Origin of the sequence: Mesorhizobium sp. M0854 (assembly GCF_040319815.1) — a bacterium.
Taxonomy (GTDB): domain Bacteria; phylum Pseudomonadota; class Alphaproteobacteria; order Rhizobiales; family Rhizobiaceae; genus Mesorhizobium.
On sequence record NZ_JAMYOL010000024.1, the window covers coordinates 19,060 to 44,058 of the forward strand.

A 24,999-nucleotide genomic window follows, 5' to 3' on the forward strand; every position below is an offset into this window, starting at 1 on the left:
CCCCCGGCTCGCAAATGCGGGCCGGTCAGTTTGCCTGCCGCGTCGCCACTTCGAAGCCGGCCTCGCGGGCGGTGGCGAGCAGCGAGAAATAGCCCTTGCTGGCATAGGTCAGCGGATGCGCCTTGGCCGGATCCTGCTCGGCCTCGACAACGAGCCAACCTTCATAGCCGCGCGCGGCGAGGGGCTTCAGCAATGACAGGAAATCGACCGAGCCGTCGCCGGGCACGGTAAAAATGCCGTCCATTACCGCCGCCATGAAGCTCATGTCCTCGCGGCGTGCCCGTTTCAGCATCGCCCTGCGAACATCCTTGCAATGGAAATGCACGATACGGTCGAGATGCCGTTGCAGCAGCGATTGCGGGTCGCCGCCCGAAAACAGGCAGTGGCCGGTATCGAACAAAAGGCCTACGCTTCGGCCCGTCGCCGCCATCAGCCTGTCGACTTCATCGTCCGTCTCGACGATGGTGCCCATGTGGTGGTGGAAGGCCATGCCGACCCCGAATGCGGCCATGCGGTCGGCGAGGGCGGTCAGTTTCTCGCCATAGGACGGCCAGTCCCTGTCGGCGAGGCGCGGACGCTCGGAGATCGGTGCGAAAATGCCGTCATGGCGACCGCGCGAGGTGTCGGCGTAGACGACGATCCTGGCGCCAAGGTCGCGCAACAGCTGAAGATGTGGGGTGATCGCCGCGAATTCCTCGTCGACCGTGCGGTCGAGAATGCGGCCATCATACCAGCCGGAGACGAGTTCCAGGCCATAGGAAGACAGGAGCGGCCCAAGCACTTCAGCCTGGCGCGGAAATTTGCCGCCGAGTTCGGCGCCGCGGTAGCCGGCCAGCGCGGTTTCCGACAGGCAGGTGTCCAAGGACGTATCCCCGCCAAGCGCCGGAACGTCGTCATTGCTCCAGGTGATGGGATTGATGCCGATCTTGACCGTCATGACGCCAGGCTTTTGCGGGCTTGGGAATACAAGCCGAGCCTGCAAACTGGCGACAAAGAGGCCCTGTCACTAGGTCCAGTTCAGCCGAATCTGGCAGAACCAATTAATGGTGACCGATTCTAGTCTTCCTTTGGGCGGCCAAAAAGGGCGCGCAGTTCGTCCTTTGCGTCCTCCAGCACTTTCTTCTGCGCCGCCGGCAGGTTCTTGCCGGCGCGGTTGATGTAGAAATTCAGCATCGACATGGCGGATTGAAACGGCCCTGCCTTGCGCCGGTCGCTGTGCTCGGCCGAGCGCTTCAACGAGGCGGCGATCTTCTTGGGATCGTGGGATTCGAAGATGTGTTCCTCGAGGTCCAGCGCGTCGCTATGCCCGGTGACGTCGGCGGACCATTTCCGTTGCGCGGTCATGGCAAACTCCTTCCACTAGGTCGTTGCCGGGAAAACGCCTTATGGCGCACCCCTGTTCCACTTCGGCCCGGATCCCTGGAGCCACGGATTTGCCTGTCGTGGCGCTGCTCGGCGATGCGAATGCGCCGATAGTGGTCAGAACCGCCGATTCAAGAACTGCGGACAGGAAACGCTCTTGACCCCAATCGTCTCAAGCCAGGCAGGAAGTTCCGGCATCGACAGTGCCTATGCCTGGATACGGCTGGGCATCTCGATGCTGCTGGCAACGATCGGCGGGGTCGGCATGTGGGCGGTGGTCGTGGTGCTGCCTGCCGTGCAGGCAGAATTCGGCGTCGACCGCGCCGCTGCCTCGATGCCCTACACCGCGACCATGGTCGGCTTTGCCGCCGGTAATGTGCTGTTCGGCCGCGCCATCGACCGTATGGGGTATTGGATCCCGGCGCTGATTGCCGCGATTACACTTGGCGCCGGCTTCCTGCTGGCGTCGCTGACCAGTTCGATCCTGCAGTTCACCCTCGTCCAGGGCCTGTTGATCGGCGTTGGCTCGTCGGCGATCTTCGGGCCGCTGATCGCCGACGTCTCGCACTGGTTCAACCGGCGCCGCGGCGTCGCGGTGACGGCTGCCGCATCCGGCAACTATCTCGCCGGAGCGATCTGGCCGACGGCGATGCCCTATGTCATGCAGGCGCAAGGCTGGCGCTTCACCTATGCCGCGATCGGCGCCGTCTGCCTGGTCACCATGGTGCCGCTGATCCTGCTGCTCCGGCGCGGCGCACCGCCCCAGGCGGCTCCGGGATCGCCGGGCAGCCGCGTGGTCCAGCCGATCTCCCTGTCGCCGGCGGCCTTGCAGGCGCTGCTCATCGTGGCCGGGCTCGGCTGCTGCGTGGCGATGTCGATGCCGCAAGTCCATATCGTCGCCTATTGCATGGATCTCGGCTACGGCGTGGCGCACGGCGCCGATATGCTGTCGATCATGCTGGCGGCGGGCGTCGTCAGCCGGCTTGGCTCGGGTTTCCTTGCCGATCGCATCGGCGGTGTGAAAACCCTGCTGATCGGCTCGGTGCTGCAATGCCTGTCGCTGTTGTTCTATATCCCGTTCGACGGGCTTGCCTCGCTTTATGTCGTCTCGCTGGTTTTCGGCCTGTCCCAAGGCGGCATCGTGCCCTGTTATGCGATCATCGTGCGCGAATATATGCCAGCCAAGGAGGCTGGCCAGCGCGTCGGCATCGTCATGATGGCGACCATCTTCGGCATGGCGATCGGCGGCTGGATGTCGGGCTGGATTTACGATCTGACCGGCTCCTATGCCGCCGCGTTCCTCAACGGCATTGCCTGGAACCTTCTGAATATTTTGGCCATGGTGCTGCTGCTGTGGAAGGCCCGGCGCAGCGCTGCTGTGGCGGCCTGAAGCACAGCGGTACGGATACAGTCTCTCCGCCGTCGCTTGACAATAGCCGAAGGCTGCGCGACGCCAGACAAGGTGTGGCAACGGGCCAGGTTGGCAAGGCAGCAGTGGCAAAGACCCTGAACATCGTCTCACGGTCGCGTCTGGGCGGTTGCCCGGCCTCGGGACCAGTATGGTGATCAAGCCGCGCACGCGCCGCGGCGGCGGCCGCCCGACCATCGCCGATGTCGCCCGCAAGGCCGGCGTCGGCGCCATTACCGTATCGCGCGCCCTGCGCGAGCCGGGGCGTGTCTCGGAAGATCTGCGCCGCCAGATCGAGTCGGCCGTGAACGAGCTCGGCTATGTGCCCGACCCGAATGCGCGGGCGCTGGCTTCGGCGCGCGCCGAGGTCTTTGGCGTTCTGGTGCCGTCGCTTACCAACAACGTCTTTGCCGAAGTGGTGCGCGGCATCTACGACAGCCTGTCGGACGGCCCTTTCCGGATCCAGCTTGGCAACACCCACTATTCCGGCCTCGAGGAAGAGCGGCTGCTGCAGGTGTTTGGCCCGCAACGCCCGGCGGCGCTGATCGTGGCCGGCATCGACCAGACGCCGGCCTCGCGAAAACTGCTGGAAACGGCGGGCTGTCCGGTGGTGCAGGTGATGGAAACCGGGCCCGATCCGGTCGACATGATGGTTGGTTTCTCACATTTCGAGGGCGGCAGGGCGGCTGCGGAACATCTGATCGAGGCAGGCTATCGCCGGATAGGCTTCATCGGCGCGCGCATGGATCCGCGTTCGCAGCGGCGCTTGGCCGGCTATCGCGCGGCGATGGAGGCGGCCGGCCTGTTCGATCCGAGGCTCACCACCACGACGCCGGTGCCCTCCAGCGTCACCCTCGGTCGCGAATTGTTCCGCGACGCGCTGGCCAAGGTGCCGAGCCTCGATGGGGTGTTCTGCAACAATGACGATATCGCCCTCGGGGTGCTGTTCGAATGCCATCGCGCTTCGATCGCCGTGCCGAAGACGATCGGCATCGTCGGCTTCAACGATCTCGACATGATGGAGGTGGCGTTTCCGTCGGTCACCAGCGTTCGGACCTATCGTTACGAGATCGGCCGGCGGGCGGTCGCCATGGCGCTTGCGGCGATCGAGGGCAACAGGCCGGAACAGCGGGTCGTCGACCTCGGCTTCGAACTTAAGCGGCGTGAAAGCACGGCGCGCTGAAGCGCGCTTCAACGCAATGGCGCTTTACACTACGTCATGGTAGCGCTACCAGTTATCGCCGGGCGGTACTTCGCTCAGAAGATGGGGGGCTGTTTATTATACATAAGCGACAGCTCATGCTTGTTTATTATGCATAATATGATAGTTTTTGCGGGACTAGCCGGGCAGCAAAGGAGGGGATCGGGTCGGCATTCGGCCACCTGAACGCGCGACGGGCACGGCGGGAGGTGCCGGGCCGGAAACGCGCAAATTCATCGGCGTAACAATAAACAAAACTGCAACTGGGAGGAATATCGATGATCAAGTCACTCGTTGGCGGTATCGTTGCCGCCACTGCTTTCGTCATGCTGAGCTCGTCGGCGATCGCCGATCCTGAAATCGTCAAGGGGCCATCGGCCGAGCCTGACTGCTTCGCGCCCTGGTCGGCCGATACGCAGTTCTTCAAGTTCCCCAAGAAAGACGGCCCGTACCGCATCGCTCTGGCCAACGGCTATATCGCCAACACATGGCGCATCCAGATGGTGCAGACGGCAAAGGCCTATGCAGCGCAGCCGGACGTCGCGGCCAAGCTCAAGGAATTCAAGGTGGTCTCGACCGGCGAAGACGTGCCGGCCCAGATTTCGGCGATCAACAATTTCATCGATTCCGGCTATGACGCGATTGTCGTCAACGCCCAGAACCCGACCGCATTCGGTCCTGTCATCAAGCGGGCCAAGGAAGCCGGCGTGGTGCTGGTCGCCTTCGACAACATCCTCGACACCAAGGATGCCATCAACGTCAATGTCGACCAGAAAGGCCTTGGCGAATTGTGGGGCAACTGGCTGGTCAAGCACGTGCCGAACGGCGGCAAGGTGCTGGAAGTGCGCGGCGTAGCCGGCACGTCCGTCGATACCGACCGCCATAACGGCATCCACGAGGTTCTCGACGCCTCCGGTAAGAAATGGGATGTCACCGAGGTCGTCGGCAAGTGGGATGACGGCGTTGCGCAAAAGGCTACGGCCGATGCCATCGCCACCAACGGCCCCTTCGACGGCATTACCGGACAGGGCGGCGATACCGGCATCGTGCAGGCGATGATCGATGCCAAGCATCCGTTCGTGCCGTTCGGCGGCGAGACGGAGAACGGCTTCCGCAAATTCTGCGCCAAGTTCGCCGCTGACGGCCTGAAATGCTCGTCGGCCGGCACCGGCCCGGCGCAGGTTGCGGTTGCCATCAAGACGGCGATTGCAGCACTTGAAGGCCAGGTCGTGCCGCAAGCGGTCAAGCTGCCGCTGGCGATCGTCGAGGATCCGAACTTCAAGGCAGGCCAGGACTACTTCCCCGACCAATCCGACAATTTCTTCGTCGGCAATTCCTTCCCGACCTGCGGCATCAATTTCACGGCGCAGGAAATCATGGGCCAGAGCAAGGAAAACCAGTAAACTCCGACAGCCCGACATCCTGATTGCCAAGCGCCTGGGGAGGGCCGATGGACGGTGCGGTTCCGCTCTTCCGCATGGAAGGCATATCCAAGCGCTATGGCGGCGTGCGGGCGCTGGAGAAGGCCGAACTGTCGGTCACTCCAGGCAGCATCCACGCCATCCTCGGCGAGAACGGCGCCGGCAAATCGACGCTGATCAAGGTCATGGCGGGGGTCGTTGCGCCCGACGAGGGCCGCATGATGCTGGACGGAAGCGAAGCTACCTTCGCTTCGCCGGCCGCTGCCAATCAGGCCGGCATCGTCTGCATCTTCCAGGAACTGTCGCTCGTCCCCGAACTCAGCGTTGCCGACAACATCGTCATTTCCGATCCGCCGAAGCGTTTCGGCATGATCGACCGCAAGGCGCAGCGCCGCATCGCCGAAGAAGCCCTTGCTCGCGCCGGCGCTTCCGATATCCATCCGCTGGCTCTGGTCAAGGATCTTCCCCTTTCAAGAAGGCAGATGGTCGAGATCGCCAAGGCACTGGCGCGCAAGCCACGCATCCTGATCCTCGACGAGGCGACCTCGGCGCTGACTGCGGCCGACGTCGCCAGAGTTTTCGCCGTGTTGAAGCGGCTGCGTTCGGAAGGGCTGGCGCTGCTCTATATATCGCACCGCATGAACGAGATCGCCGAGCTGGCCGACCAGTGCACGGTATTCCGCAATGGCCGCAATGTCGCCAGCTACGCGGCCGGTACAAAAAGCGACAACGAGGTCGTCGAATTGATGATCGGGCGCGAATACAGCCACATCTTTCCGCCCAAGCCCGCGCGGGCGGCTGCCGCAGCCACGCCGGTTCTGGAGGCGCGCAGCCTGTCCTGGACGGATCGGCTGCACGATGTCTCGCTATCGGTCGGGGCGGGCGAGGTGGTCGGGCTTGGCGGCCTCGACGGCCAGGGCCAGCGCGAATTGCTGCTCGCCTTCTTCGGTGTGCTGCGTGGCCTGTCGGGCCAGATCCTGATCGACGGCAGGCCGGTGGCGATCGCCAGCCCGGCCGCCGCGCGCGATGACCGGATCGGCATGGCGCTGATCCCGGAGGACCGCAAGACGGAAGGGTTGATGCTGCCGATGACGGTGCGCGAAAACCTCTCCTTCGCCGCGCTTGACCGGCTGTCCAGGGCCGGCATCATCGATCGCGCCGCCGAGCAGCGGCTGATCGACGACATGGTCGGTCTTCTGGCGATCAAGACGGCCGGCCTCGACATTCCGGTCGGCGCACTGTCCGGCGGCAACCAGCAGAAGGTCGTCATCGCCAAATGGCTGATGCGGCAGCCGCGCATCATCCTGCTCAACGATCCGACGCGCGGCATCGACGTCGGCACCAAGCAGGAGCTTTACCAGTTGATGCGCAAGCTTGCCGACCAGGGTGCGGCGATCCTCTTCTATTCGACCGACTATGACGAGCTGATCGGCTGCTGCGACCGCGTGCTGGTGCTCTATGACGGCGCCGTCAAGCGCGAACTGGTCGGCGCCGAAATCACCGAGCGGGCGCTGATCGCCAGCGCGCTCAACATTCACGAAGAGATGCCAAAGCAAGGAGCGGACGCGTGAAGGATTGGCGCTACTGGCTTGCCGAACAGCGCGGAACGTTGCTGGCGTTCGGCATCTTCGTTGTCATGTTCGTCATCTACACCTCGAACCATCCGGCGGGCTTCACCGCCAACGTCGTACAAACGGCCTCGAACAAGGGCGTGCTGCTCGCCTTCGTCGCCATGGCGCAAACGCTGGTGGTGATCACCGCCGGCATCGATCTTTCGGTCGGTATGATCTTCACGCTGACCAACTGCCTGGCCTCGTGGCTGGTCGTCGGCACCGGCATCGAGACCGCCTTCGGCGTCCTCGCCGTGCTCGGCACCGGGCTGCTGTGCGGGGCAATCAACGGTGCGATCGTTATCTATGGACGCCTGCAGCCGATCGTCGCCACCATCGCCACCGGCGCGGTCTATTTCGGCATCGCGCTGCTGCTTCGGCCGTTTCCCGGCGGCTCGGTCAATGAAGGGCTCGCCGATGCGCTGACCGGGCGCCTGTTTGGTTTTGTGCCAGCGAGTCTGGTGACGCTGCTGGCGGTCGTGCTCGTGGTCTGGGTGCCGTTCAGCCGGTCGGTGCTAGGCCGCGCCGCTTATGCAGCCGGCTCCTCGGAGATGGCGGCCTACATGTCCGGCGTGCCGATCCGGCGTGGAAAGTTCGCCGCCTATGCGCTTGCCGGTCTGCTTGCCGCGATCGGCGGGCTGTTCCTGACGTTCTTCACCTATACCGGCGATGCGGCCTATGCCAGCGGCAACGCCTATACGCTGTTTTCGATCGCCGCGGTCGTGCTTGGCGGCGTGTCGCTGTTCGGCGGCAAGGGCAGCGCCATCGGCGCGATCTTCGGCGCGCTTGCCTTCCGCACCATCGGCGACCTGCTGTTCGTCTTCGATTTCGATCCGCTCTGGCAGCCCCTGTTCCAGGGCGTCATTCTGCTGATCGCGGTCAGCCTCGGCGCCTTCGCCCTGTTTCGGGTCCGCAACCGGCTGGAGTGGTTCCTGTGAGCGAAACGACTGTGAGTGGTCTCGCCGGCCGCATGCCGAAATTCCTCCGCCGCGCCGACCCGGCGGTGCTGACGGCGTTCGCCTGTATCGTGCTGCTGCTGTTCCTCGGCAGCCTCTATTCGCGCAGCTTCCTGTCGCCTGAATACCTTTTGCAGCAGCTCAAGGTGGCGTCGTTTCTCGGCGTCATCGCGACCGGCATGATGCTGGTCATCCTGCTCGGCCAGATCGACCTGTCGGTGCCCTGGTCGGTGGCGGCCGGCGCGATGATGGCCTGTGCCGCGGCCGCATACGGCCCGGTCGGCGTGGCGCTTGCCATTCCGTTCGGCATCTTCTGCGGTGTTCTGATCGGCATCGTCAACGGCATCGGCGTCGCCTATCTGCGCATTCCCTCGATGATCATCACGCTTGCCACCAACGCCGTCGCGCAGGGGCTGATGGTGGTCTACACGGGCGGTTTCTCGCCGCAGGATTCGGCGACCGGTGCGATGCGCTATCTGGCGACCGGCTTTGCCGTTCCTGCCGTGCCCAACGCCGTCCTCATCTGGGCGCTGATCGGCGCCGCAATGGTGTTCGTGCTGACCCGCACCGGCTTCGGCCGCACCGTCTATGGCATCGGCAATCGCGAGCGCGCAGCCTATCTTTCCGGCATCGATACAAGGCGCGTAGTGATGATCGCCTTTGCGGTTTCGGGCGGGCTCTCCGCCTTCGGCGGCGTGCTGTTGGCCGGCTATGCCTCCAAGGCGGCACAGTCGATGGGCGACGCCTATCTGCTGCCGTCGATCGCCGCGGTTGTGCTCGGCGGCACGTCGATCCTCGGTGGGCGCGGCTCCTATCTCGGCACAGTCGCCGGGGTAATCCTGATCACGCTTCTGCAGTCCATTCTCTCTGTCATGCAGATGCCGGAGGCGGGACGGCAGATTATCTACGGCGTCGTCATCGTCGCCATGCTGCTGCTCTATGGCCGCGCGCCGGCAAGCCGCTGACCTGCATGACCGGCAAAGACGTGGCATATAAGCCGCCGAGCACTGTTCGAACGATACCCGCCATCGTGGTGATGGGGGTTGCCGGCTGCGGCAAGTCGGTTGTCGGCGAAGCGCTTGCAGCGGCATTGGGCGCCGTCTTTATCGAAGGCGACAGGCTGCATCCGCCCGAAAACGTCGCGCGCATGGCGAGCGGCCAGCCGCTCACCGACGCGTTGCGCGAAGGCTGGCTCGACGCGATCGGCCAGCGGATGGCCGCGTCGGTCGCAAGCGGACAAGGTGTGGTCGCCGCCTGCTCAGCGCTGAAACGCAGCTATCGTGATCGCCTGCGCGGCTTTTGCGCGGATATCGTTTTCGTTCACCTGGAGATCGACCCGGCAACAGCAAAACAGCGCGTCGGCAATCGCAAGGGTCATTTCATGCCGGCAAGCCTGGTCGACAGCCAGTTCGCCACGCTTGAGGCGCCAGCGGCGGACGAGGCGGCAATGACCCTGGATGGCACGCGTCCGGTCGCCGACACCGTCGCGACCGCCTTGAGCCTGCTCGCGCGCTAGATTTGCGACGTCAGTTCGACCGGGAAATCGTCATTGTCGGCGTCGCGCATGGCCGCGAGGCTGCGGTTGTCCAGCACCTCGGCGATCGCCTGCCGGACCTCCAGCATCATGTGCCGGACCTGGCAGGTCGCCTCGTCGCAATCCTCGCAGCGCTGGTATTGCGTGCGGCTGGCGCAGGGGATCGGCGCCAGCGGCCCGTCGAGGACACGCACGACATGGCCGATCTTGATCTCGGAAGCCGGCCGGGCAAGGCGGTAACCGCCTTCCTTGCCCTTGCGGCTCTGGACGAAGCCGGCGTTACGCAACTCGCCCAGGATGGCATCCAGGAATTTCTTGGGGATGTTATTGGCGACCGCAATGTCGTTGACGAATGCGAGCTGGCCGACCGGCAGGCCCGACAGATGCACGAGGGCCTTGAGGCCGTATTTGCCTTTTTTGGTAAGCATGCCCCGAGTCAACCCATGAAGCCCCAACCACCTGCGTCTGGCGGCTGTTTGTGTGCAAATCATGACGGTTTGATCACGCGAAGCCGTTCGCGAAAACAAGCCGTCCGTTCTCACGGTAGGCACAAACGCGTTGATTCTTTGTAACCTTTTGGACGGAATGCGCCCGGAAAGTGCCAGAAATCACCTTTCGCGGCGCGAAAGCAAAGAAGCCGGCAAAGCCGGCTTCTGTCAAAGTTGGAGGATCGCCTCAGCGGCTGCCATAAGTCTGGTCGAGCAGGCCGCCCGCTGCAAAGTGCTCGGCCTGGACCTTGGCCCAGCCGCCGAAGACCTCCTCCACCGTCAGCAGGCGGACATCGGGAAACTCAGCCTTATATTTGGCAGCGACCGCCGCGTCCCGGGCCCGCAGGCCGTTGCGGGCGGCGATGTCCTGGCCCTCCGGTGTATAGAGGAAGTCGAGATAGGTCTTGGCGAGATCGCGCGTGCCATGCTCGTCTGCAACCGTGTCGACGATCGCCACCGGAAATTCCGCCAACAGGCTGACCGAAGGCGTTACCTGCTCGAACTTGTCCTCGCCATACTCCTTGCGGACGCCGCGCGTTTCCGACTCGAAGGTGATGAGTACGTCGCCGATTTCGCGCTGCACGAAAGTGGTGGTCGCGGCGCGCCCGCCGCTGTCGAACACCGGCACGTTGTTGAACAGCTTTGTCACGAACTCCTTCACCTTGGCATCCTCGCCCTTGAAGGCTTCCTTGGCGTAGGCGGTGGCCGCGAGATAGGTGTAGCGCGCATTGCCCGATGTTTTCGGATTAGGGAAGATCACCTGGACGTCGTCGCGCACGAGATCGTTCCAATCCTTGATGTGCTTTGGATTGCCGGCGCGCACCAGGAAGGAGGGCAGCGAATAGAAAGGCGAGGCGTTGTCCGGAAAGTCCTTCTGCCAGTCGGCGGAGATGAGGCCCTTCTTGACCAGGAAGTCGATGTCGATGACCTGGTTGAACGTGACCACGTCGGCGCCGAGGCCTTCGGCGATGGCGCGTGCTTGTGCCGAGGTTCCGGCATGCGACTGATCGATGGTGACGCCGGGGTGGCCGGCGACGAACGCCTTGTTGACCTGCGCAAACAGTTCGCGCCCGACATCATAGGAAGCATTGAGCAATTTGTCGGCCGACCAGGCTTGGGAGGATGCGAGGAAGAGGCCGGCCAACGTGGCGATGCCAAGCAAAAATCGCTTCATGAAAACAGGCTCCAATGCCATGAGCTTAATGCCGGACCATAGCGGCAAGGCATCGTGCGCGACGAGGCACGCAGAGCGGCCGCTCCACGTTGTCGATAGAAGAAATATTCCCGCTGTGGGCGATTTCTGGTTTTTTCTTTCAAGCAGAGTCTCAGGACAGCTTGGCAGCGGCGCCGATGCCGTCGGCGTGCACGATGGTTCCCGGCCGGCCAACGCGGTGCAAGGCGATTGCATCACCGCCCCGTCTGGCATATACAAATAGTATATACAAGGGAGCTGTTGTCATGTCTCAACACCGCCATTCAACAACCCCGCCGAAGGAGGCGAAGCTGTTTCGTAACAATCGCAGCCAGGCGGTGCGCATTCCCGTCGAGTTCGAACTTCCCGGCGAAAAGGTCTTGATCAGCCGTGAAGGCGACCGCCTGATCATCGAGCCGGTCCGCAAACCTGGCCTCACCGCACTGCTCGCGCAATGGGCGAAAGAGCCGCCGCCCGGTGCCGAAGAAGACTTTCCCGAAGTCGAGGATATGCCTGTCAAATCCGAGGAATTTTTTTGATGCGGTTCATGCTGGACACGAACATTGTCAGCGACATGATCCGAAATCCGGCCGGGAAAGCCGCAAGCGCTGTCCTGCGCGTGGGAGACGCCGCCGTGTGTACCAGCATCGTCGTCGCGTCGGAACTGCGATATGGCTGCGTCAAGAAAAGATCAGCCAAGTTGCACAAGAAGGTCGAGGAATTGCTGGCTGAGATTCCCGTCTTGCCGCTCGATGTGCCCGTGGATGCCGAGTACGGCGCGATTCGCGCAGAACTGGAAGGCAGGGGCCAGACCATCGGCCAAAATGACCTTTTTATTGCTGCCCACGCCCGTGCGCTTGGAACTACCCTGGTGACCGCCAACACCGGGGAGTTCAACCGGATCAAAGGCCTGAAGGTCGAGAACTGGCTGGTGTAGCGCCTGATAGAGGATCAAGCAGCCGGAAAAAGCTTCCAGCGCCGCGGCCTGAAAGCCACGCGACTTTTCTGCGCCGCCGGATGATCGACGGGCAATTCGATCTCGACCCGCTGACGTTCGCCGCCGATTTCGAGCTCGACCCGCCTGGTGCCGGCGACGCGGCGGCTGGCGGCGACCGTGCCGGCGATGCAGCCGTTGCATTCTTCCACCAGATCGACATCGTGCGGGCGGAAGAACAGCGTCGCTTCGCCTTGCGGTGCGTGCGGCGCGGAAAGCCCGATCGGCCGGTCGGCGATCCAGACCTGGCCGTCCTCGACCTTGACCGGAAGCGAACTCGATTCGCCGATGAAGCCGTAGACGAAGGGAGAGTTCGGCGTGTCGTAGATCTCGTCGGCGGTGCCGACCTGCTCGATGCGGCCCTGGCTCATCACCACGACACGGTCGGCAAGCTCCAGCGCCTCTTCCTGGTCATGGGTGACGAAGACCGTGGTGTGGCCGGTGGCGTCGTGGATGTCGCGCAGCCAGCGGCGCAGTTCGCGGCGCACCTGCGCATCGAGCGCGCCGAACGGCTCGTCGAGCAAAAGCACGGCCGGTTCGATCGCCATGGCGCGGGCCAGCGCCACGCGCTGGCGCTGGCCGCCCGAAAGCTGTGCCGGATAGCGTTTTTCCAGACCGGAAAGCTGAACGAGGTTGAGGAGTTCCGAGGCGCGGCGTCGGATTTCCTTCGCCGACGGGCGTGACGGCCCGTGCCGGACCTTGAGTCCGAAGCCGATATTGTCGGCGACCGTCATATGGCGAAACAGCGCGTAGTGCTGGAAGACGAAGCCGACATTGCGCTCCTGAATCGACTTTTGGGAGGCATCCTCTTCGCCGAAGAAGATCTTTCCGCGGGTCGGCCGCTCCAATCCGGCAATCAGCCTGAGCAGCGTCGTCTTGCCGGAACCGGACGGTCCCAGCAGGGCGATCAGTTCTCCCGACTTGATGTCGAGCGAAACGTCGTGGAGGGCCGGAAACCGCTCAAACTCCTTGCGCACGTTGGCAACGCGAACTTCCATGCAAATCCCTTTTGTAGTTGATGCATGCCGTTATCCCAAAACCGGTTCCCACTTTTGGGCGACATCAAATCTTTGTTTTATGCATGTCGTTGTCCAAAAACCGCTACACACTTTTGGGCGACATGCATTTGTCAGTGTCCGCGCGTCGCGGCGATCTCGGCGCCGTAGCGCATCTCGAGAAGTGTTTTCAAGACCAGCGTGACGAGCGCCAGGCCGGCAAGCAGCGAAGCGACGGCAAAGGCGGCGGCGGCATTGTACTCGTTATAAAGGATTTCGACATGCAGCGGCATGGTGTTGGTCAGCCCGCGTATGTGGCCCGACACGACCGAGACGGCGCCGAACTCACCCATCGCGCGGGCATTGCACAACAGCACGCCGTAGAGCAATCCCCATTTGACGTTGGGCAACGTCACGTACCAGAACGCCTGCCAGCCATTGGCTCCAAGCGACAGGGCAGCCTCCTCGTCGCCATTGCCTTGTTCCTGCATCAGCGGGATCAATTCGCGGGCGACGAAGGGGAAGGTGACGAAGACGGTGGCCAGCACGATGCCCGGCACGGCAAACAGGATAACGATGCCATGTGCTTTCAGCCAGGCGCCGAGCAGGCCTTGCGCGCCGAACAAGAGCACGTAGACAAGCCCCGAAATGACCGGCGAGACGGAAAAGGGCAGGTCGATGAGTGTGGTCAGGAACGCCTTGCCCTTGAACTCGAACTTGGCGATCGCCCAGGCGGCGGAAATGCCGAAGACGATGTTGAGCGGCACTGAGATCGCCGCGACCAGAAGCGTCAGGCGGATCGCTGAGCGCGTATCCGGTTCGCCTAGCGCCTGTGTGTAGGCCTCGATGCCCTTGGCGAAAGCTTCCTTGAAGACGATGATCAGCGGCAAGAGCAGGAAGATGGCGAGGAACGCAAACGTTACCGCCATCAGCACGGCTTGCGCAGGGCGGCTTTCGGTTACCGCCGCCGAGCGGCTTTCGTGGTGCGGCGCGTAGGATTTGATCTCCGGGTCAGCCATAGCGCTTGCGGCTCCAGGTCTGCACCAGGTTGATGACCAGCAGCATCACGAAGGACAGCGCCAGCATGATCGCCGCGATCGCGGTCGCCGCGGCATAATTATATTCCTCGAGCCGGATGACGATCAGAAGCGGTGCGATCTCGGATTTGTAGGGCAGGTTGCCGGCGATGAAGATAACCGAGCCGTACTCGCCGACGCCGCGCGCGAAGGCCAGCGCGAAACCGGTGACGATGGCCGGTGCCAGTCCGGGAAGCAGAACACGGCTGATGATCTGGAAGCGATTGGCGCCGAGCGTGGCGGCCACTTCCTCTACCTCTTTGTCGATTTCCTCCATGATCGGCTGCACAGTGCGCACGACGAAGGGCAGCCCGATGAAGATCAGCGCGATGACGATGCCGAGCGGCGTATACGCGACCTTGATGCCGAGCGGCGTCAGCAGGCTTCCGATCCAGCCATTCGGTGCGTAAAGCGTGGTCAAAGCGATGCCGGCAACCGCCGTCGGCAGCGCGAAGGGCAGGTCGACCATGGCATCGGCGATGCGGCGGCCTGGAAAGCTGTAGCGCACCAGCACCCACGCGACGATCGTGCCGAAGACGACGTTGACGGCGGCGGCAATGAAGGCGGTGCCGAAGCTGATTTCAAGCGCGTTGATGGTGCGGCGGTCGGTGACGATCGCCCAGAAGTCGGTCCAGCCGAGCGCCGCCGAGCGCCAGATCAGCCCGGACAGGGGAATGAGGATGATGAGGGTGAGGTAGGCAAGCGAGAAGCCGAGCGTCAATCCGAAACCCGGAATGACGCTCGGCTGCCTGAATCGCCACCCCGCCTTGGCGGGTGCTGTGGTCATGTCGTCCTGATCTAAATGCTACTGGGCCGGCTTGTAGATCTGGTCGAATATACCACCATCGCCGAAATGATAAGGCTGTGCTTTCTTCCAGCCGCCAAAAAGCGGGTCGTCGATGGTGACCAGCTTGATCTCAGGCAGCTTGGCCAAGTCCTCCGCCGGCACCAGTTCGGGCTTCGAAGGGCGATAATGGTTTTTGGCGATGAGCGTCTGGCCTTCCTTGGAATAGAGGTAGCTCAGATAGGCTTCGGCAACTTTGCGCGTGCCTTTGGCGTCGACATTGGCGTCGACCACGGCGACCGGCGGCTCGGCCAGGATCGAGGTCGGCGGGTAGACGATATCGAAATTGTCGGCGCCGAACTCGTCGAGCGCCAGATAGGCCTCGTTTTCCCAGGCGAGCAGCACGTCGCCCAGCCCTTTTTGCGCGAAGGTCACGGTAGCGCCGCGCGCACCGGTGTCGAGAACCGGGACATGCGCATAGAGATTGCCGACGAATTCCTTGGTCTTGGCCTCGTCGCCGCCATCCTTGGCGCTGGCATAGGCCCAGGCGGCAAGATAGTTCCAGCGCGCGCCGCCGGAGGTCTTCGGATTGGGCGTGATCACCTGGACGTCGTCCTTGACCAGATCGCCCCAATCATGAATGCCCTTGGGGTTTCCTTTGCGGACGAGGAAGATGATCGTCGAGGTGTAGGGCGCCGAATTGTTTTCGAATTTCGTCCGCCAGTCGGGATTGATCTTCTTCGTTTTCGAGGCAATGGCGTTGATATCGCCTTCGAGCGCCAGCGTCACCACGTCGGCGTCGAGCCCGTCGATCACGGCGCGCGCCTGGGCGCCGGATCCGCCATGCGACTGCTGGACGGTGACGGTCTCGCCTGTCTCGGTCTTCCAGTGGGCGACAAAGGCCTCATCGAATTGCTTGTAGAGCTCACGCGTCGGGTCATAGGACACGTTGAGAATGGTGGTGTCGGCAAACGCGAAACCGAGCGTGCCGAACTGGACAGATGTGGCGACCAGTGCGCCGAGCAGTTTCCTGAAATGAGGTTTGGTCATTTCCGCCTCCGTTGAACTCGCGCCAATCTACCGAATTGATAGAATTTAGATGCATTCAATGTTGCCTTTTTTGGCCTATTGAAGCAATTTTTCGCCTAGTTTCGGCGATGCGAGAAACTATTTTCCCCGTATGGACCATGATTGCGCTCCCGACGCGATTATCTAGAGACGGCTAGCTCTTCGGCAATGGCTGTGTCGCGCCCGAAGGTTGCGGCCGGCTATTCGGCGGTAACGGGAAAGTTGAAGCGCTCTTTTGGAAACGGCTCGTTCTCCAGCGTGAAGTGCCACCATTCGCGGGCGTAATTCTTGAAGCCGCGGGCACGCATCGCCTCGACAAGTCTTTTGCGGTTAGCCGCCGCTTCACTGGCTATCGGTCGGTGAGCCGTTTCGCTCGCTGGATCGAAACAGTCGAAACCCGTGCCGAAATCGAGCGTGTCGGCATCGGTCGCGCCGCAGGCCGGTTTCGGAGCGCTCTTGCGGTCGGCTCGCGCGATCGCGACATCGACCGTCGATCCGCGCGAATGGGTGGACAGTTCGCCGATATAGCCCTTGGCGATGAGATCCTTGCGCTTGACCTTTGGGTACCATTGCGGGTCCGGTGGTCCACTCTCTTTTGTCCAGTCACGCATGTCGGAGACAGCCCGCGCAGGGCGATAGCAGTCGAACACGACCAGCGTCAGTCCTTCGGCGGCAATCGCTTTCTGCACTTCCGAAAGCGCTTGCGCCGTTTGCCTGGTGAGGACGCATACCGGCGCATCGTAGCCGCTTACCTTGCGATGCAGGAAATTTTCGAGGCCGGCATAGCGGATATCCTGCCGGATTTTGGGATCGATGTCGGCTAGCCGAACAAAGCTGGCGGGGAGGGTGTCAGCAAAGGCCGAGGAAATACCGGCGCCCGAAAGCAAGACGTAAAACCCAATCCCCTGAATCACCTGCCGGAAATTATTCAAGGGAAACTTTCACTCGACGAAAACCTTCACACTGGCCGCGCGTCCCGCCGCGTCGATCACGGTCAGGGTCGAATAGCCGGCGCCGTCCGGCTGCCAAGTCGTGGTGCGCCGCCGGTCGATGCCGACCAGCGGCTTGCCGTTGGCCAGCCAGCGGAATGGTGCGCGGCCGCCCTGCAGCTTGAGCACCAGCGGCGAGGCGTCGGCCGAGGAAGTGCCGAGATCGACGCGAGCGCCGTCGGGCGGAAAGATGATGGTTGGTGCAGGTTCGCTCGGCGTCGCCTGCACCAGCCCATCGGTGCCGGCGCCGAAGCGCGTCAGCGTCACCGGCAGCTCCTCGCGTTTCGGACGCCGGACGCCGGACGGCTGGCTCGGCAGTGGTACGGCGGCCAGGCCGGAACGGACAAAGCCTTCGAACAGGATGGGCGCAGCCGAGACATAGCCGGACAGGCCGGGCACAGCACCGGCGTCGGGGCGGCCGACCCAGACGCCGAGCACGTAGCGGCCGTCGAAGCCGACCGACCAGGCGTCCCGATAGCCGTAGGAGGTGCCGGTCTTGTAGGCAATGCCGCGTTGGGCGGCACCCTGGGGAGGCTTGACGCCTGACAGGATGTCGGTGATCTGCCAGGTCGCCTGCCCGTCGAGGATGGTGGTGGTCGAGCGTTCCGCATTCGCCGGCTCGGTGCCGTCATGCAGCGTGTGTGCCTTGCCGCCATTGGCAAGGCCGGCATAGAGTTGGACCAGGTCGCGCAGGGTCACCCCGACGCCGCCGAGGCCGATCGCCAGGCCGGGCGCTTCGTTGACGGGCAGGATAGGGGTCACATCGGCCTGGCGAAAGCGTGCCATCAGCCGGGCCGGGCCGACCGCGTCGAGCACGCGGATCGCCGGCACGTTGAGCGACAATTGCAGCGCCTGCCTGATGCTGACATCGCCCTGATAGCCCATGTCGAAGTTCTTCGGTCGATACCCGGAGAAATCGGCTGGGCTGTCCTCGATCAGCATCTCCTGCGCCACCAGGCCTTGTTCGAAGGCGAGGCCGTAGATGAACGGCTTCAGCGTCGAGCCAGGCGAGCGAACGACCTTGGTCATGTCGATCCAGCCCGAACGGCTGGCATCGAAGAAATCGGCAGAGCCGACCTCACCAAGAATATCGCCGGTACGGGCATCGGCCAGTACCATGGCCACCGAGAGGCGAGGGCCGAGCCTGGCGGCCGCATCCTTGGCCACCTGCTCCAGCCCTTCCTGGACACTCTTGCGGATCGTCAGTTGCAGCTTCTGGCCGGGAATGGCCTTGGACAGCATCGTATAGGCCGCATGGGCAGCGAGCGCCGGCAAGGTCCGCCGCAGCCCCGACACATCGTCAAGCGCGGCACGCGCGGCCTCACGTTCGCCGAGCAGGCCTGCCGAGACCATGCGGGTCAGCACGCGGTCGCGGGCGGCATGGGCGACGTCGAGGTTGCGGTCAGGGCGCCGCTTTTCCGGCAATTGCGGCAAAGCGACGAGCAGGGCCGCCTCCGAGACCGTCAGCCGTTTCGGCTCCTTGCCGAAATAGGCAAGCGAAGCGGCGCGCACACCTTCGAGATTGCCGCCATAGGGCGCCAGCGTCAGATAGCGTTCGAGGATCTCGCGCTTGGAAAGCCGCCGTTCGATCTGGAGGGCGCGCAGCATCTGCTTGATCTTCGAGCCGAGGCTGCGGCTGTCGCGCGGTTCGATCAGCCGGGCGAGTTGCATCGGCAGCGTCGAACCACCGGAGACGATATGGCCGCTGGTCGCGAACTGGCCGGCGGCACGCGCCAGTGCCAGCACGTCGACGCCTTGATGATCCCAGAAACGCTTGTCCTCATAGGTGACCAGCATGTCGACGAACTGCTTGTCGACCTGGTCCAGGCTGGTAGCGAGCCGCCAGTAGCCATCCGGCGTAGCGAAGGCGCGCAGCAACTGGCCGTCTCGGTCCTGCACCTCGGTCGAGACCGTCAAAGCAGCCGGCAGCGGCGGCGGAAATGCGCGGTCGAGCTGCCAGAGGGCGACGGCGGTGATTGCCGCGAGACCGGCCAAGGAAATGCCCGTGATGGCCGCTCGGCGCAGGAATTTTCTGGAGAGCATGGCGCCGCCCCTCATCCGCCTGCCGGCACCTTCTCCCCGTTTAGTGACGGGGAGAAGGGGGCTGTCGCGACCCTTGGCGCCTTTTCTGCGACGTTAAAGTTCGGCGAAAACTTCGGCGCATGGCTCTTTCTCCCCGTCTCTATACGGGGAGAAATGCCCGGCAGGGCAATGAGGGGCAGCGCCATCGCCATATTCCTATCCTTACGGCGCCTTGACCTCCATCATGCCGGTGGCGGTGCGGGCCGAATATTGCGGCCGGTACATGTCCTCGATCGTTGCCGCCGGGTGGGCGTAGGTGCCCGGCGTCACCGCGCGCACGACGTAGGCGAGCGTGATGTTGCGGTCGCCGTCGCCGTCGTTGGGATTGAAAGCCGCGACGAAACGGTCGTCGCGGAATTCGAGATGAGCGGCATCGGTCTGCGCCAGCCAGGAGAAGTTCGTCAATTGGGCGCTGGAGACCAGGCCCGGATTGTCGATCTCGAAGCCGGCCGGCAACAGGTCGGTGATCAGCAGTCGCGAAGGCCAGGTGTTCTGCTCGTAAACCTTGAGCACGACGACATAGCGTTCGTTCTGCTTGACCTCCGTCACGTTGGCCTCTGTGCCGTCTAGCTTGTAGTAGGTACGGCTGATGGTAAAGCCGTTGCCGCCGGCCGGCAGAGGCTGGATCGGCGAGGCCACGGTGGTGACGACCGCCTGCAGCGGATTTCTGCCGGTGTTGACGATGGTGAGCGGACTGTCGGCCAGGTCGCCACCGGCGATCTGGTCCGAATAGCCGCCGGCATGCGGTGCGCCGTTGACGGTCAGCGCGATCGAATCATTGCCGGCCTTCAGCGCGCGGGCCGCCAGCAGCATCCAGGACTCGTCCTGTGTGCTGGTCCACCTGGCGTCGGCGCGTTCCCTGGTCACTAGTTGGATCAGCGCCGGCACGATGGTCGGCGCCGGCTTGCTTTCCGCGGCAAGCGCCAGGATCGCCGCGCCGTCGCGCAGTGGCGAGCCATAGTCGGACCGGTAATAGTCATATTCGGGCGTCGACTTGGCCAGCTGCAGCGCGGCCTGGAAGGTTGCCTCCGAGCGCTGGGTGTCACCGTAGAGCGCGAGAGACGCCGCCAATTGGGCGACGGCCATCGGGCTGGTAAAGGCTTCGAGCTGGGTGTCGGCATAATAACGCAGATCGCCGACCGAGGCCTTCTTGTTGCGGGCAAGCACATAGAGCGCATAGGCGATCTCGCTGCCGCGATCCTGGACGTCCTGATCGTAGCCGATCGCGTTCTGCAGATTGCTCAGCGCCTGGTTCATCGCCAAAGCCGGCACGTCGTATTTCTGCTCGCGCGCCCGGGTCAGGAAATCGGTGACATAGGCGTCGAGCCACAGATCGCCGGAACCCGGACCCCACAGGCCGAAGCTGCCGGCCGATGCCTGGTAGCTCAGCACCTTGTAGATAGCGTCCTGGACGCGGCCATGCAGATCGGGGTCGCTGGCCATGCCGATGCCGGAAGCCATCTCGTTGACGTAGAGAAGCGGCATGGCGCGGCTGGTGGTCTGTTCGGCGCAACCATAGGGATAGCGGTCGAGCGTCATCAGCAGCGACGGTACATCGAAGGCAGCCGCCTGCGAAACGCCGACGCTGACCGAAGCGCCATCGAGCAGGCTTGCCGCCAGCAGTTCCTTGTCGACGCGCAGCGCGCCGCCATTGCCCTTGAGGTCGACGACCATGCGGGTGGTCACCGGCAGTTGCGCTGGGCGCACCGGCACATAGAGCGTCTGCTCGACGGCGGTGCCGTCGGCATGCGCAAGCTTGATGGTGATCGAGGCGTTGCCCGCGGTCCGCGTAATCAACGGCACGGTCAGCGTCTGCCGCTTGCCTTTGGCCAGCGTCAGCTTTTCAGGCAAGGCGGCACTCCCGGTAGACAGGTCGCCCGTCGTGTCAATGGTCAGCTTGTAGTCGCCAGCAGGGCCGTCGGTGTCGGCGACATCGAGCCGCATGACGGCGGAATCGCCGGGCGCCAGGAATCGCGGCAGGCCGGCGGTGATCACCACCGGATCGCGAACGATGACGTCGGACTGGGCATGGCCGACTGCTTCCTTTGTCCAGGCGACGGCCATGACGCGCACGGTGCCGTTGAACTGCGGTATGTCGAAGTCGATCCGCGCCTTGCCGTCGGAGTCGAGCTGGACCGGGCCGGAGAAGAAGGCGACCAGCTTTTCGGTCGGCGGACTGCCTTGCGATTGCATGTTGGCGCCGTCGCCGCCGGTGCGCAGCTTACCGGTTGTGCCCAGCGAGCCGTCGATCAGCCGGCCATAGATGTCGCGAACCTCGAGACCGAGCATGCGGTGGCCAAAGAACCAGTTCTCCGGATCCGGTACCTTGTAGTTGGTCAGGTTGAGGATGCCGACGTCGACGGCCGCGACCATGACATAGGCGTTGGTGCCGGGCTGCACGCCGGCTACGGCCACCGGGATCGACAGCTGCTGGCGCGGCATGGTCTTGTCCGGCGGCGCCAAGCTGACGGCAAGCTTCCGCGAGCCGGGATCGAGCTTCAGCCATTTGACGCCGATGGCGCGCGCCGGCATACGCGTCTCTTGCGCATCGCCCGGCCTGAACAGCGTTGCCGTGACGTAGGCGCCGGCACCCCAGTCGTCGCCGACCGGGATGTCGACGGTGCTGCCGCCGGCCGGCACGCTGGCGGTGACGGTCTTCAGGAGCTTGTCGGCGCCGATGGTGACGAGCAGCTCGCCGGCAAAGTGCGGCGACACTTTGAGCTTGGCCACTTCACCCGCCGCATAGGTATCCTTGTCGAGGGCGATCTCTAGGCCGTCGGGCGTTTCGGTGGTGGTGGAACTGACATACCAGCCGGCGTCGAACTCGTAGCTGGTGGCCGGGCCTTCCGGATCCGCTGTCTCGATCTCGAGCCGGTAGCGGCCCCAGTCGACCGGCAGCGACACCGTCGCCTCGCCATCGGCGCTCAGGTCGACCTGGCCGTTGGCCACCGCCTTGGTGAAGGTGACCGGCTCATAGTTCCAGGAGTTGCTCGAGCGGTACCACTGGTAGCTGCGCTCGACCTTGACCAGCGACCACTGCGCGCCCTTCAGCGCCTCACGCTTGCCGTCTGGGTCGACAGCGATCAGGCTGAACTTGGCCGTGCCGCCTTGCGGCACCTCGTCGTCGTCGAAATCCGGGCGGATGCCGATCATGTGGCCCTGCGGGCGGATGCCGATATTCAGCGAGCGCTCGACGGCACGGCCGCCGGTTTCACGCATCCTGACAGTGACCTTTGCATCGACCAGCTTGGTGGTGGATGGCAATTGATCGACGGAGACCGGGAAGGTCGCCTTGCCGTGCTCGCCGACCACCGGCAGGCCGGTGAAGGGCGTCACAGTCGGTTCAGCCGACTGTTCGTCGGCCAGACCGAAGGAATAGCCTTTGAAGCGGTCCCAATCGCTGGCGGTCGACAGCGTCAATTCGCCTTCGAGCGCGAGGCCCGCGGCCGGCGCGCCGTAGAGAAAGCGGCCGTCGACGGTAATGTTGGCGGTCTCGCCCTGGGCGATCTCCTGCTTGTCGGAGGACAGGTCGAACTCGATGCGGTCCGGTACGAAGTCCTCGACCAGGAACATCTGGCTGGCGACCGCCGCCTGCTTGGGATCGGTATGGATCGCCACCGTCCAGGTGCCGCGCATGGCGTTGGGTTCCAGCGGCAGGTCGACTGCGTGACCGCCGGCCGATGCGCCATCGCTGACGATGCGGCGGTCCTCGACGCCGTCGGGCCGCGAAAAGATGAAGGTCAGCGGCAGGTTCTCGACCGCCTTGGCGGCACTGTCGCGGGCAAGGGCCGCGACATGGACATCTTCGCCGGCGCGGTAGATGCCGCGCTCGGTCCAGGCATAGACGTCGAGCGCGCCAGGTGCCGGCCGTCCGGCGACGCCACGGTCGGACAGGTCGAAGCCGGCGCGGCCCATATCGAGGAAGACGAAATCGTCGTCGCCCTGTTTGGCCATCAGCACGGCCGGCGCCATGCCGCTGTCGCCGCGCGTCAGGCCGGGATTGAACACCGCCCGCCCTTCCGCGTCGGTGGTCGCGGTGCCGAGGATTTCATTGTTCCTGGCCAGCAGCGTCAGCTCGGCGCCGGCGATCGGCTTGGCGGTTGCGAGCGAACGGGCAAAGACGTTCAGCCCATCCTGTCCGGTATAGGTCGACAGGCCGATATCGGAGACGACGAACCATTGCGTGGCGTGCGAATCATAGTCGTCGCTGCGATCGTCGACGGCTTGTGCGGTCAGCACATAGACGCCGGGCTTGCGCTTCGGCAAAGCCTCGTCGATTGGGAAGGAGGTGGTGACTTCCTTGTTGAGGTCGTTGGCGATGTCGAGCTGGCCTTGCCAGACCGGCTCGCCCATCTGTTCGGAGATGTTCGAAATGTCGTAGCCGTCAAGCTGGCGCAGGAACTGATATCCCGACAGAAGCTGGGCCAGCGAGCGGTCGCCGATGCGGAAGAGCTTCATTTCGGCGGCATTCATGTTGACGGTGACGACCGGTATGCCGCGGCGTGCGCCTGCGGGCAGCACGAAGCTGTCGCCGGTGAAGCGGGCCGAAGGCGCGCGGTCCTGCACGTAGATCGACAGAACCACCGGTGCCGCGGTGACTTCGCCAATGGCGGCCGGCAAGCCGGCGCGGAAGGTCACGTCGTAATGTTGCCCGTGCTCGAGTCCTTCGACGCAGATCTGCTTGTCCTTGGCTTCGACGCCCTTGGGAGCGGCGTTGTCGACAGTAACGAACTGCGAGTAGTCGACGCCGGTCTTGACCAGTTCCTCGGAGAACTGCGCGCAGATGCGTGGCGCGCTGGTGTCGGCATCGACGGTATGATCGATGACGCGGAAGCCCTTGCGAGCCTTGAGATCCTGATAGGCGGCCCTGACTGCCGGCGAATTGACGAGAGCGAGGCTCGCCTCGTAGGCCTGCAGAGCCGGCCTGTAGAGATCGCGGCGATCAAGGCCATCCCCGAGCAGCGCCAGCACGTCGGCGCGCGTCTTGGTGGTGCGCAGCAATTTGTAGGCGTTGAAGGCGGCGGAAGTGGCGTTCGCCGGCAGGGTCGACGGCTCCGAGCTGTTGGCGGTCGGATGGACGGCAAGCGTTTCGCGCGCCAGCTCGAGCCAGAGCTGGCCATCATCCGGCAGCACCGAAACCGCCGCTTCGTATTTGTGCATGGCCGAGCGATGGTCGCCCGTCAGCGCCGACCGTTCGGCGGCGGCCCTCAGCGCCGTCAGCCCCTCGGTCGGCTTGGTGTAGGTCGGGCCAGTGAGGTTGTTGCGGTATTGCTGGGCCTGGTCGGCCATCCAGTTGGGGAAGAAGGCGAGTTCGGGTGGCGCGCCGATGTCGGGATCGCCATCGATGTTGACGACCTTGCCGGCGACGGCGCCACCGAAGGGTTTCAACGAATTGTAATCGGATTTAAGGAAGCACCATTTGGCCTTGAGGTTGTAGGTGAAGGCGCGGCAGGCCGGGTCGCCGAGGCAGGTGGTCTTGCACTGGTCGAGGCTGACATTCTGGTCGGATCTGAGATCGAAACCGAAATAGTCGGAATTGTCCGATGTCACCACCCGCCGGGCTTCGGCCGCTTGCGCGACACCGCTCCAGGCAAAAAAGAGAAGGAAAAGAATCGATAGACCACGAGCCGCGCGCATTGCCATAAACCCCTCCAGACAAGTGCTTACGTCCAGAAATCTTCAAGCTTCAGTCGCGCTTGTCAACATCGGGACGCGGCAGGATCCGCCTGCCAACGGTTTGCTTTCCGGCCGGTGACCGGTAGTAGCTCCATAGGACAGGGGATCACGCTTTCTTGCGGCGACGCAGAAGGTGTGAGTTCCAAGCCCTGTCTATTTCAGC

Annotated in this window: 20 protein-coding genes; 9 read left to right on the top strand and 11 right to left on the bottom strand. The window is 63.7% G+C overall.

The window, feature by feature from the left end:
- Positions 1–25: 25 nt before the first annotated feature.
- Positions 26–937, bottom strand: coding sequence for a myo-inosose-2 dehydratase (gene iolE / locus NKH99_RS25730; RefSeq protein WP_353016310.1), 912 nt, complete (start codon positions 935–937; stop codon positions 26–28).
- Between the two features lie 119 nt (positions 938–1,056).
- Complete coding sequence (locus tag NKH99_RS25735) at positions 1,057–1,344, bottom strand: DUF3175 domain-containing protein (RefSeq protein ID WP_352473504.1); 288 nt, start codon at positions 1,342–1,344, stop codon at positions 1,057–1,059.
- A 175-nt stretch (positions 1,345–1,519) separates the two neighbouring features.
- On the opposite strand from NKH99_RS25735, the gene NKH99_RS25740 reads away from it, so the two are divergent.
- The 7 genes from NKH99_RS25740 (at position 1,520) to NKH99_RS25770 (ending at position 9,474) form a co-directional block, all read left to right on the top strand.
- Positions 1,520–2,752 carry an MFS transporter gene (locus NKH99_RS25740; protein WP_353016313.1) on the top strand — a complete coding sequence of 411 codons (1,233 nt, stop codon included), beginning with the start codon at positions 1,520–1,522 and terminating at the stop codon, positions 2,750–2,752.
- A 169-nt stretch (positions 2,753–2,921) separates the two neighbouring features.
- A complete protein-coding gene (gene gntR, locus NKH99_RS25745) occupies positions 2,922–3,953 on the top strand; it encodes an HTH-type transcriptional regulator GntR (protein WP_353016316.1) in 1,032 nt (343 codons plus the stop codon).
- 296 nt (positions 3,954–4,249) lie between these two features.
- Positions 4,250–5,374, top strand: coding sequence for a sugar ABC transporter substrate-binding protein (locus NKH99_RS25750; protein ID WP_352473506.1), 1,125 nt, complete (start codon positions 4,250–4,252; stop codon positions 5,372–5,374).
- A 47-nt stretch (positions 5,375–5,421) separates the two neighbouring features.
- The gene (locus NKH99_RS25755; RefSeq protein ID WP_353016319.1) at positions 5,422–6,963 is read left to right on the top strand and encodes a sugar ABC transporter ATP-binding protein; all 1,542 of its coding nucleotides are present in this window, start codon (positions 5,422–5,424) and stop codon (positions 6,961–6,963) included.
- A complete protein-coding gene (locus tag NKH99_RS25760; RefSeq protein ID WP_023675830.1) occupies positions 6,960–7,940 on the top strand; it encodes an ABC transporter permease in 981 nt (326 codons plus the stop codon). The genes NKH99_RS25755 and NKH99_RS25760 overlap by 4 nt, the downstream gene beginning before the upstream one ends.
- A complete protein-coding gene (locus NKH99_RS25765; protein ID WP_352465244.1) occupies positions 7,937–8,923 on the top strand; it encodes an ABC transporter permease in 987 nt (328 codons plus the stop codon). Before NKH99_RS25760 ends, NKH99_RS25765 begins: the two co-directional genes overlap by 4 nt.
- A 5-nt stretch (positions 8,924–8,928) precedes the next feature.
- Positions 8,929–9,474, top strand: coding sequence for a gluconokinase (locus NKH99_RS25770; RefSeq protein WP_352873278.1), 546 nt, complete (start codon positions 8,929–8,931; stop codon positions 9,472–9,474).
- Here the strand turns inward: NKH99_RS25770 and NKH99_RS25775 are convergent.
- Together NKH99_RS25775 and NKH99_RS25780 are read right to left on the bottom strand one after the other, a co-directional pair.
- On the bottom strand, positions 9,471–9,920 hold the full coding sequence (locus NKH99_RS25775) for an RrF2 family transcriptional regulator (RefSeq protein ID WP_006202816.1): 450 nt from the start codon (positions 9,918–9,920) through the stop codon (positions 9,471–9,473). The two genes, NKH99_RS25770 and NKH99_RS25775, sit on opposite strands and share 4 nt — an antisense overlap.
- 247 nt (positions 9,921–10,167) lie before the next feature.
- Positions 10,168–11,154 carry a sulfate ABC transporter substrate-binding protein gene (locus NKH99_RS25780; protein ID WP_353016323.1) on the bottom strand — a complete coding sequence of 329 codons (987 nt, stop codon included), beginning with the start codon at positions 11,152–11,154 and terminating at the stop codon, positions 10,168–10,170.
- Between the two features lie 284 nt (positions 11,155–11,438).
- Here NKH99_RS25780 and NKH99_RS25785 point away from each other — a divergent pair, with 284 nt between their 5' ends.
- Together NKH99_RS25785 and NKH99_RS25790 are read left to right on the top strand one after the other, a co-directional pair.
- Positions 11,439–11,711: an antitoxin gene (locus NKH99_RS25785; RefSeq protein WP_352473543.1), complete on the top strand. Its 273-nt coding sequence runs from the start codon at positions 11,439–11,441 to the stop codon at positions 11,709–11,711.
- A complete protein-coding gene (locus NKH99_RS25790; protein ID WP_352771334.1) occupies positions 11,711–12,109 on the top strand; it encodes a type II toxin-antitoxin system VapC family toxin in 399 nt (132 codons plus the stop codon). The genes NKH99_RS25785 and NKH99_RS25790 overlap by 1 nt, the downstream gene beginning before the upstream one ends.
- 14 nt (positions 12,110–12,123) lie before the next feature.
- Here the strand turns inward: NKH99_RS25790 and NKH99_RS25795 are convergent, their stop codons facing one another.
- From NKH99_RS25795 to NKH99_RS25825, 7 genes are all read right to left on the bottom strand, one after another.
- The gene (locus tag NKH99_RS25795) at positions 12,124–13,164 is read right to left on the bottom strand and encodes a sulfate/molybdate ABC transporter ATP-binding protein (protein WP_352465240.1); all 1,041 of its coding nucleotides are present in this window, start codon (positions 13,162–13,164) and stop codon (positions 12,124–12,126) included.
- A 131-nt stretch (positions 13,165–13,295) separates the two neighbouring features.
- Complete coding sequence (gene cysW / locus NKH99_RS25800) at positions 13,296–14,180, bottom strand: sulfate ABC transporter permease subunit CysW (protein WP_352473513.1); 885 nt, start codon at positions 14,178–14,180, stop codon at positions 13,296–13,298.
- On the bottom strand, positions 14,173–15,024 hold the full coding sequence (gene cysT, locus NKH99_RS25805) for a sulfate ABC transporter permease subunit CysT (protein ID WP_352771332.1): 852 nt from the start codon (positions 15,022–15,024) through the stop codon (positions 14,173–14,175). Before cysT ends, cysW begins: the two co-directional genes overlap by 8 nt.
- Before the next feature lie 18 nt (positions 15,025–15,042).
- Positions 15,043–16,071, bottom strand: a complete 1,029-nt coding sequence (locus NKH99_RS25810) for a sulfate ABC transporter substrate-binding protein (protein WP_353016325.1) — start codon at positions 16,069–16,071, stop codon at positions 15,043–15,045.
- A 218-nt stretch (positions 16,072–16,289) separates the two neighbouring features.
- Positions 16,290–16,976 carry a M15 family metallopeptidase gene (locus NKH99_RS25815; RefSeq protein ID WP_353016328.1) on the bottom strand — a complete coding sequence of 229 codons (687 nt, stop codon included), beginning with the start codon at positions 16,974–16,976 and terminating at the stop codon, positions 16,290–16,292.
- Between the two features lie 54 nt (positions 16,977–17,030).
- Complete coding sequence (gene pbpC / locus NKH99_RS25820; RefSeq protein WP_353016330.1) at positions 17,031–19,121, bottom strand: penicillin-binding protein 1C; 2,091 nt, start codon at positions 19,119–19,121, stop codon at positions 17,031–17,033.
- 201 nt (positions 19,122–19,322) lie between these two features.
- Complete coding sequence (locus NKH99_RS25825) at positions 19,323–24,803, bottom strand: alpha-2-macroglobulin family protein (protein ID WP_353016333.1); 5,481 nt, start codon at positions 24,801–24,803, stop codon at positions 19,323–19,325.
- Between the last annotated feature and the right edge of the window lie 196 nt (positions 24,804–24,999).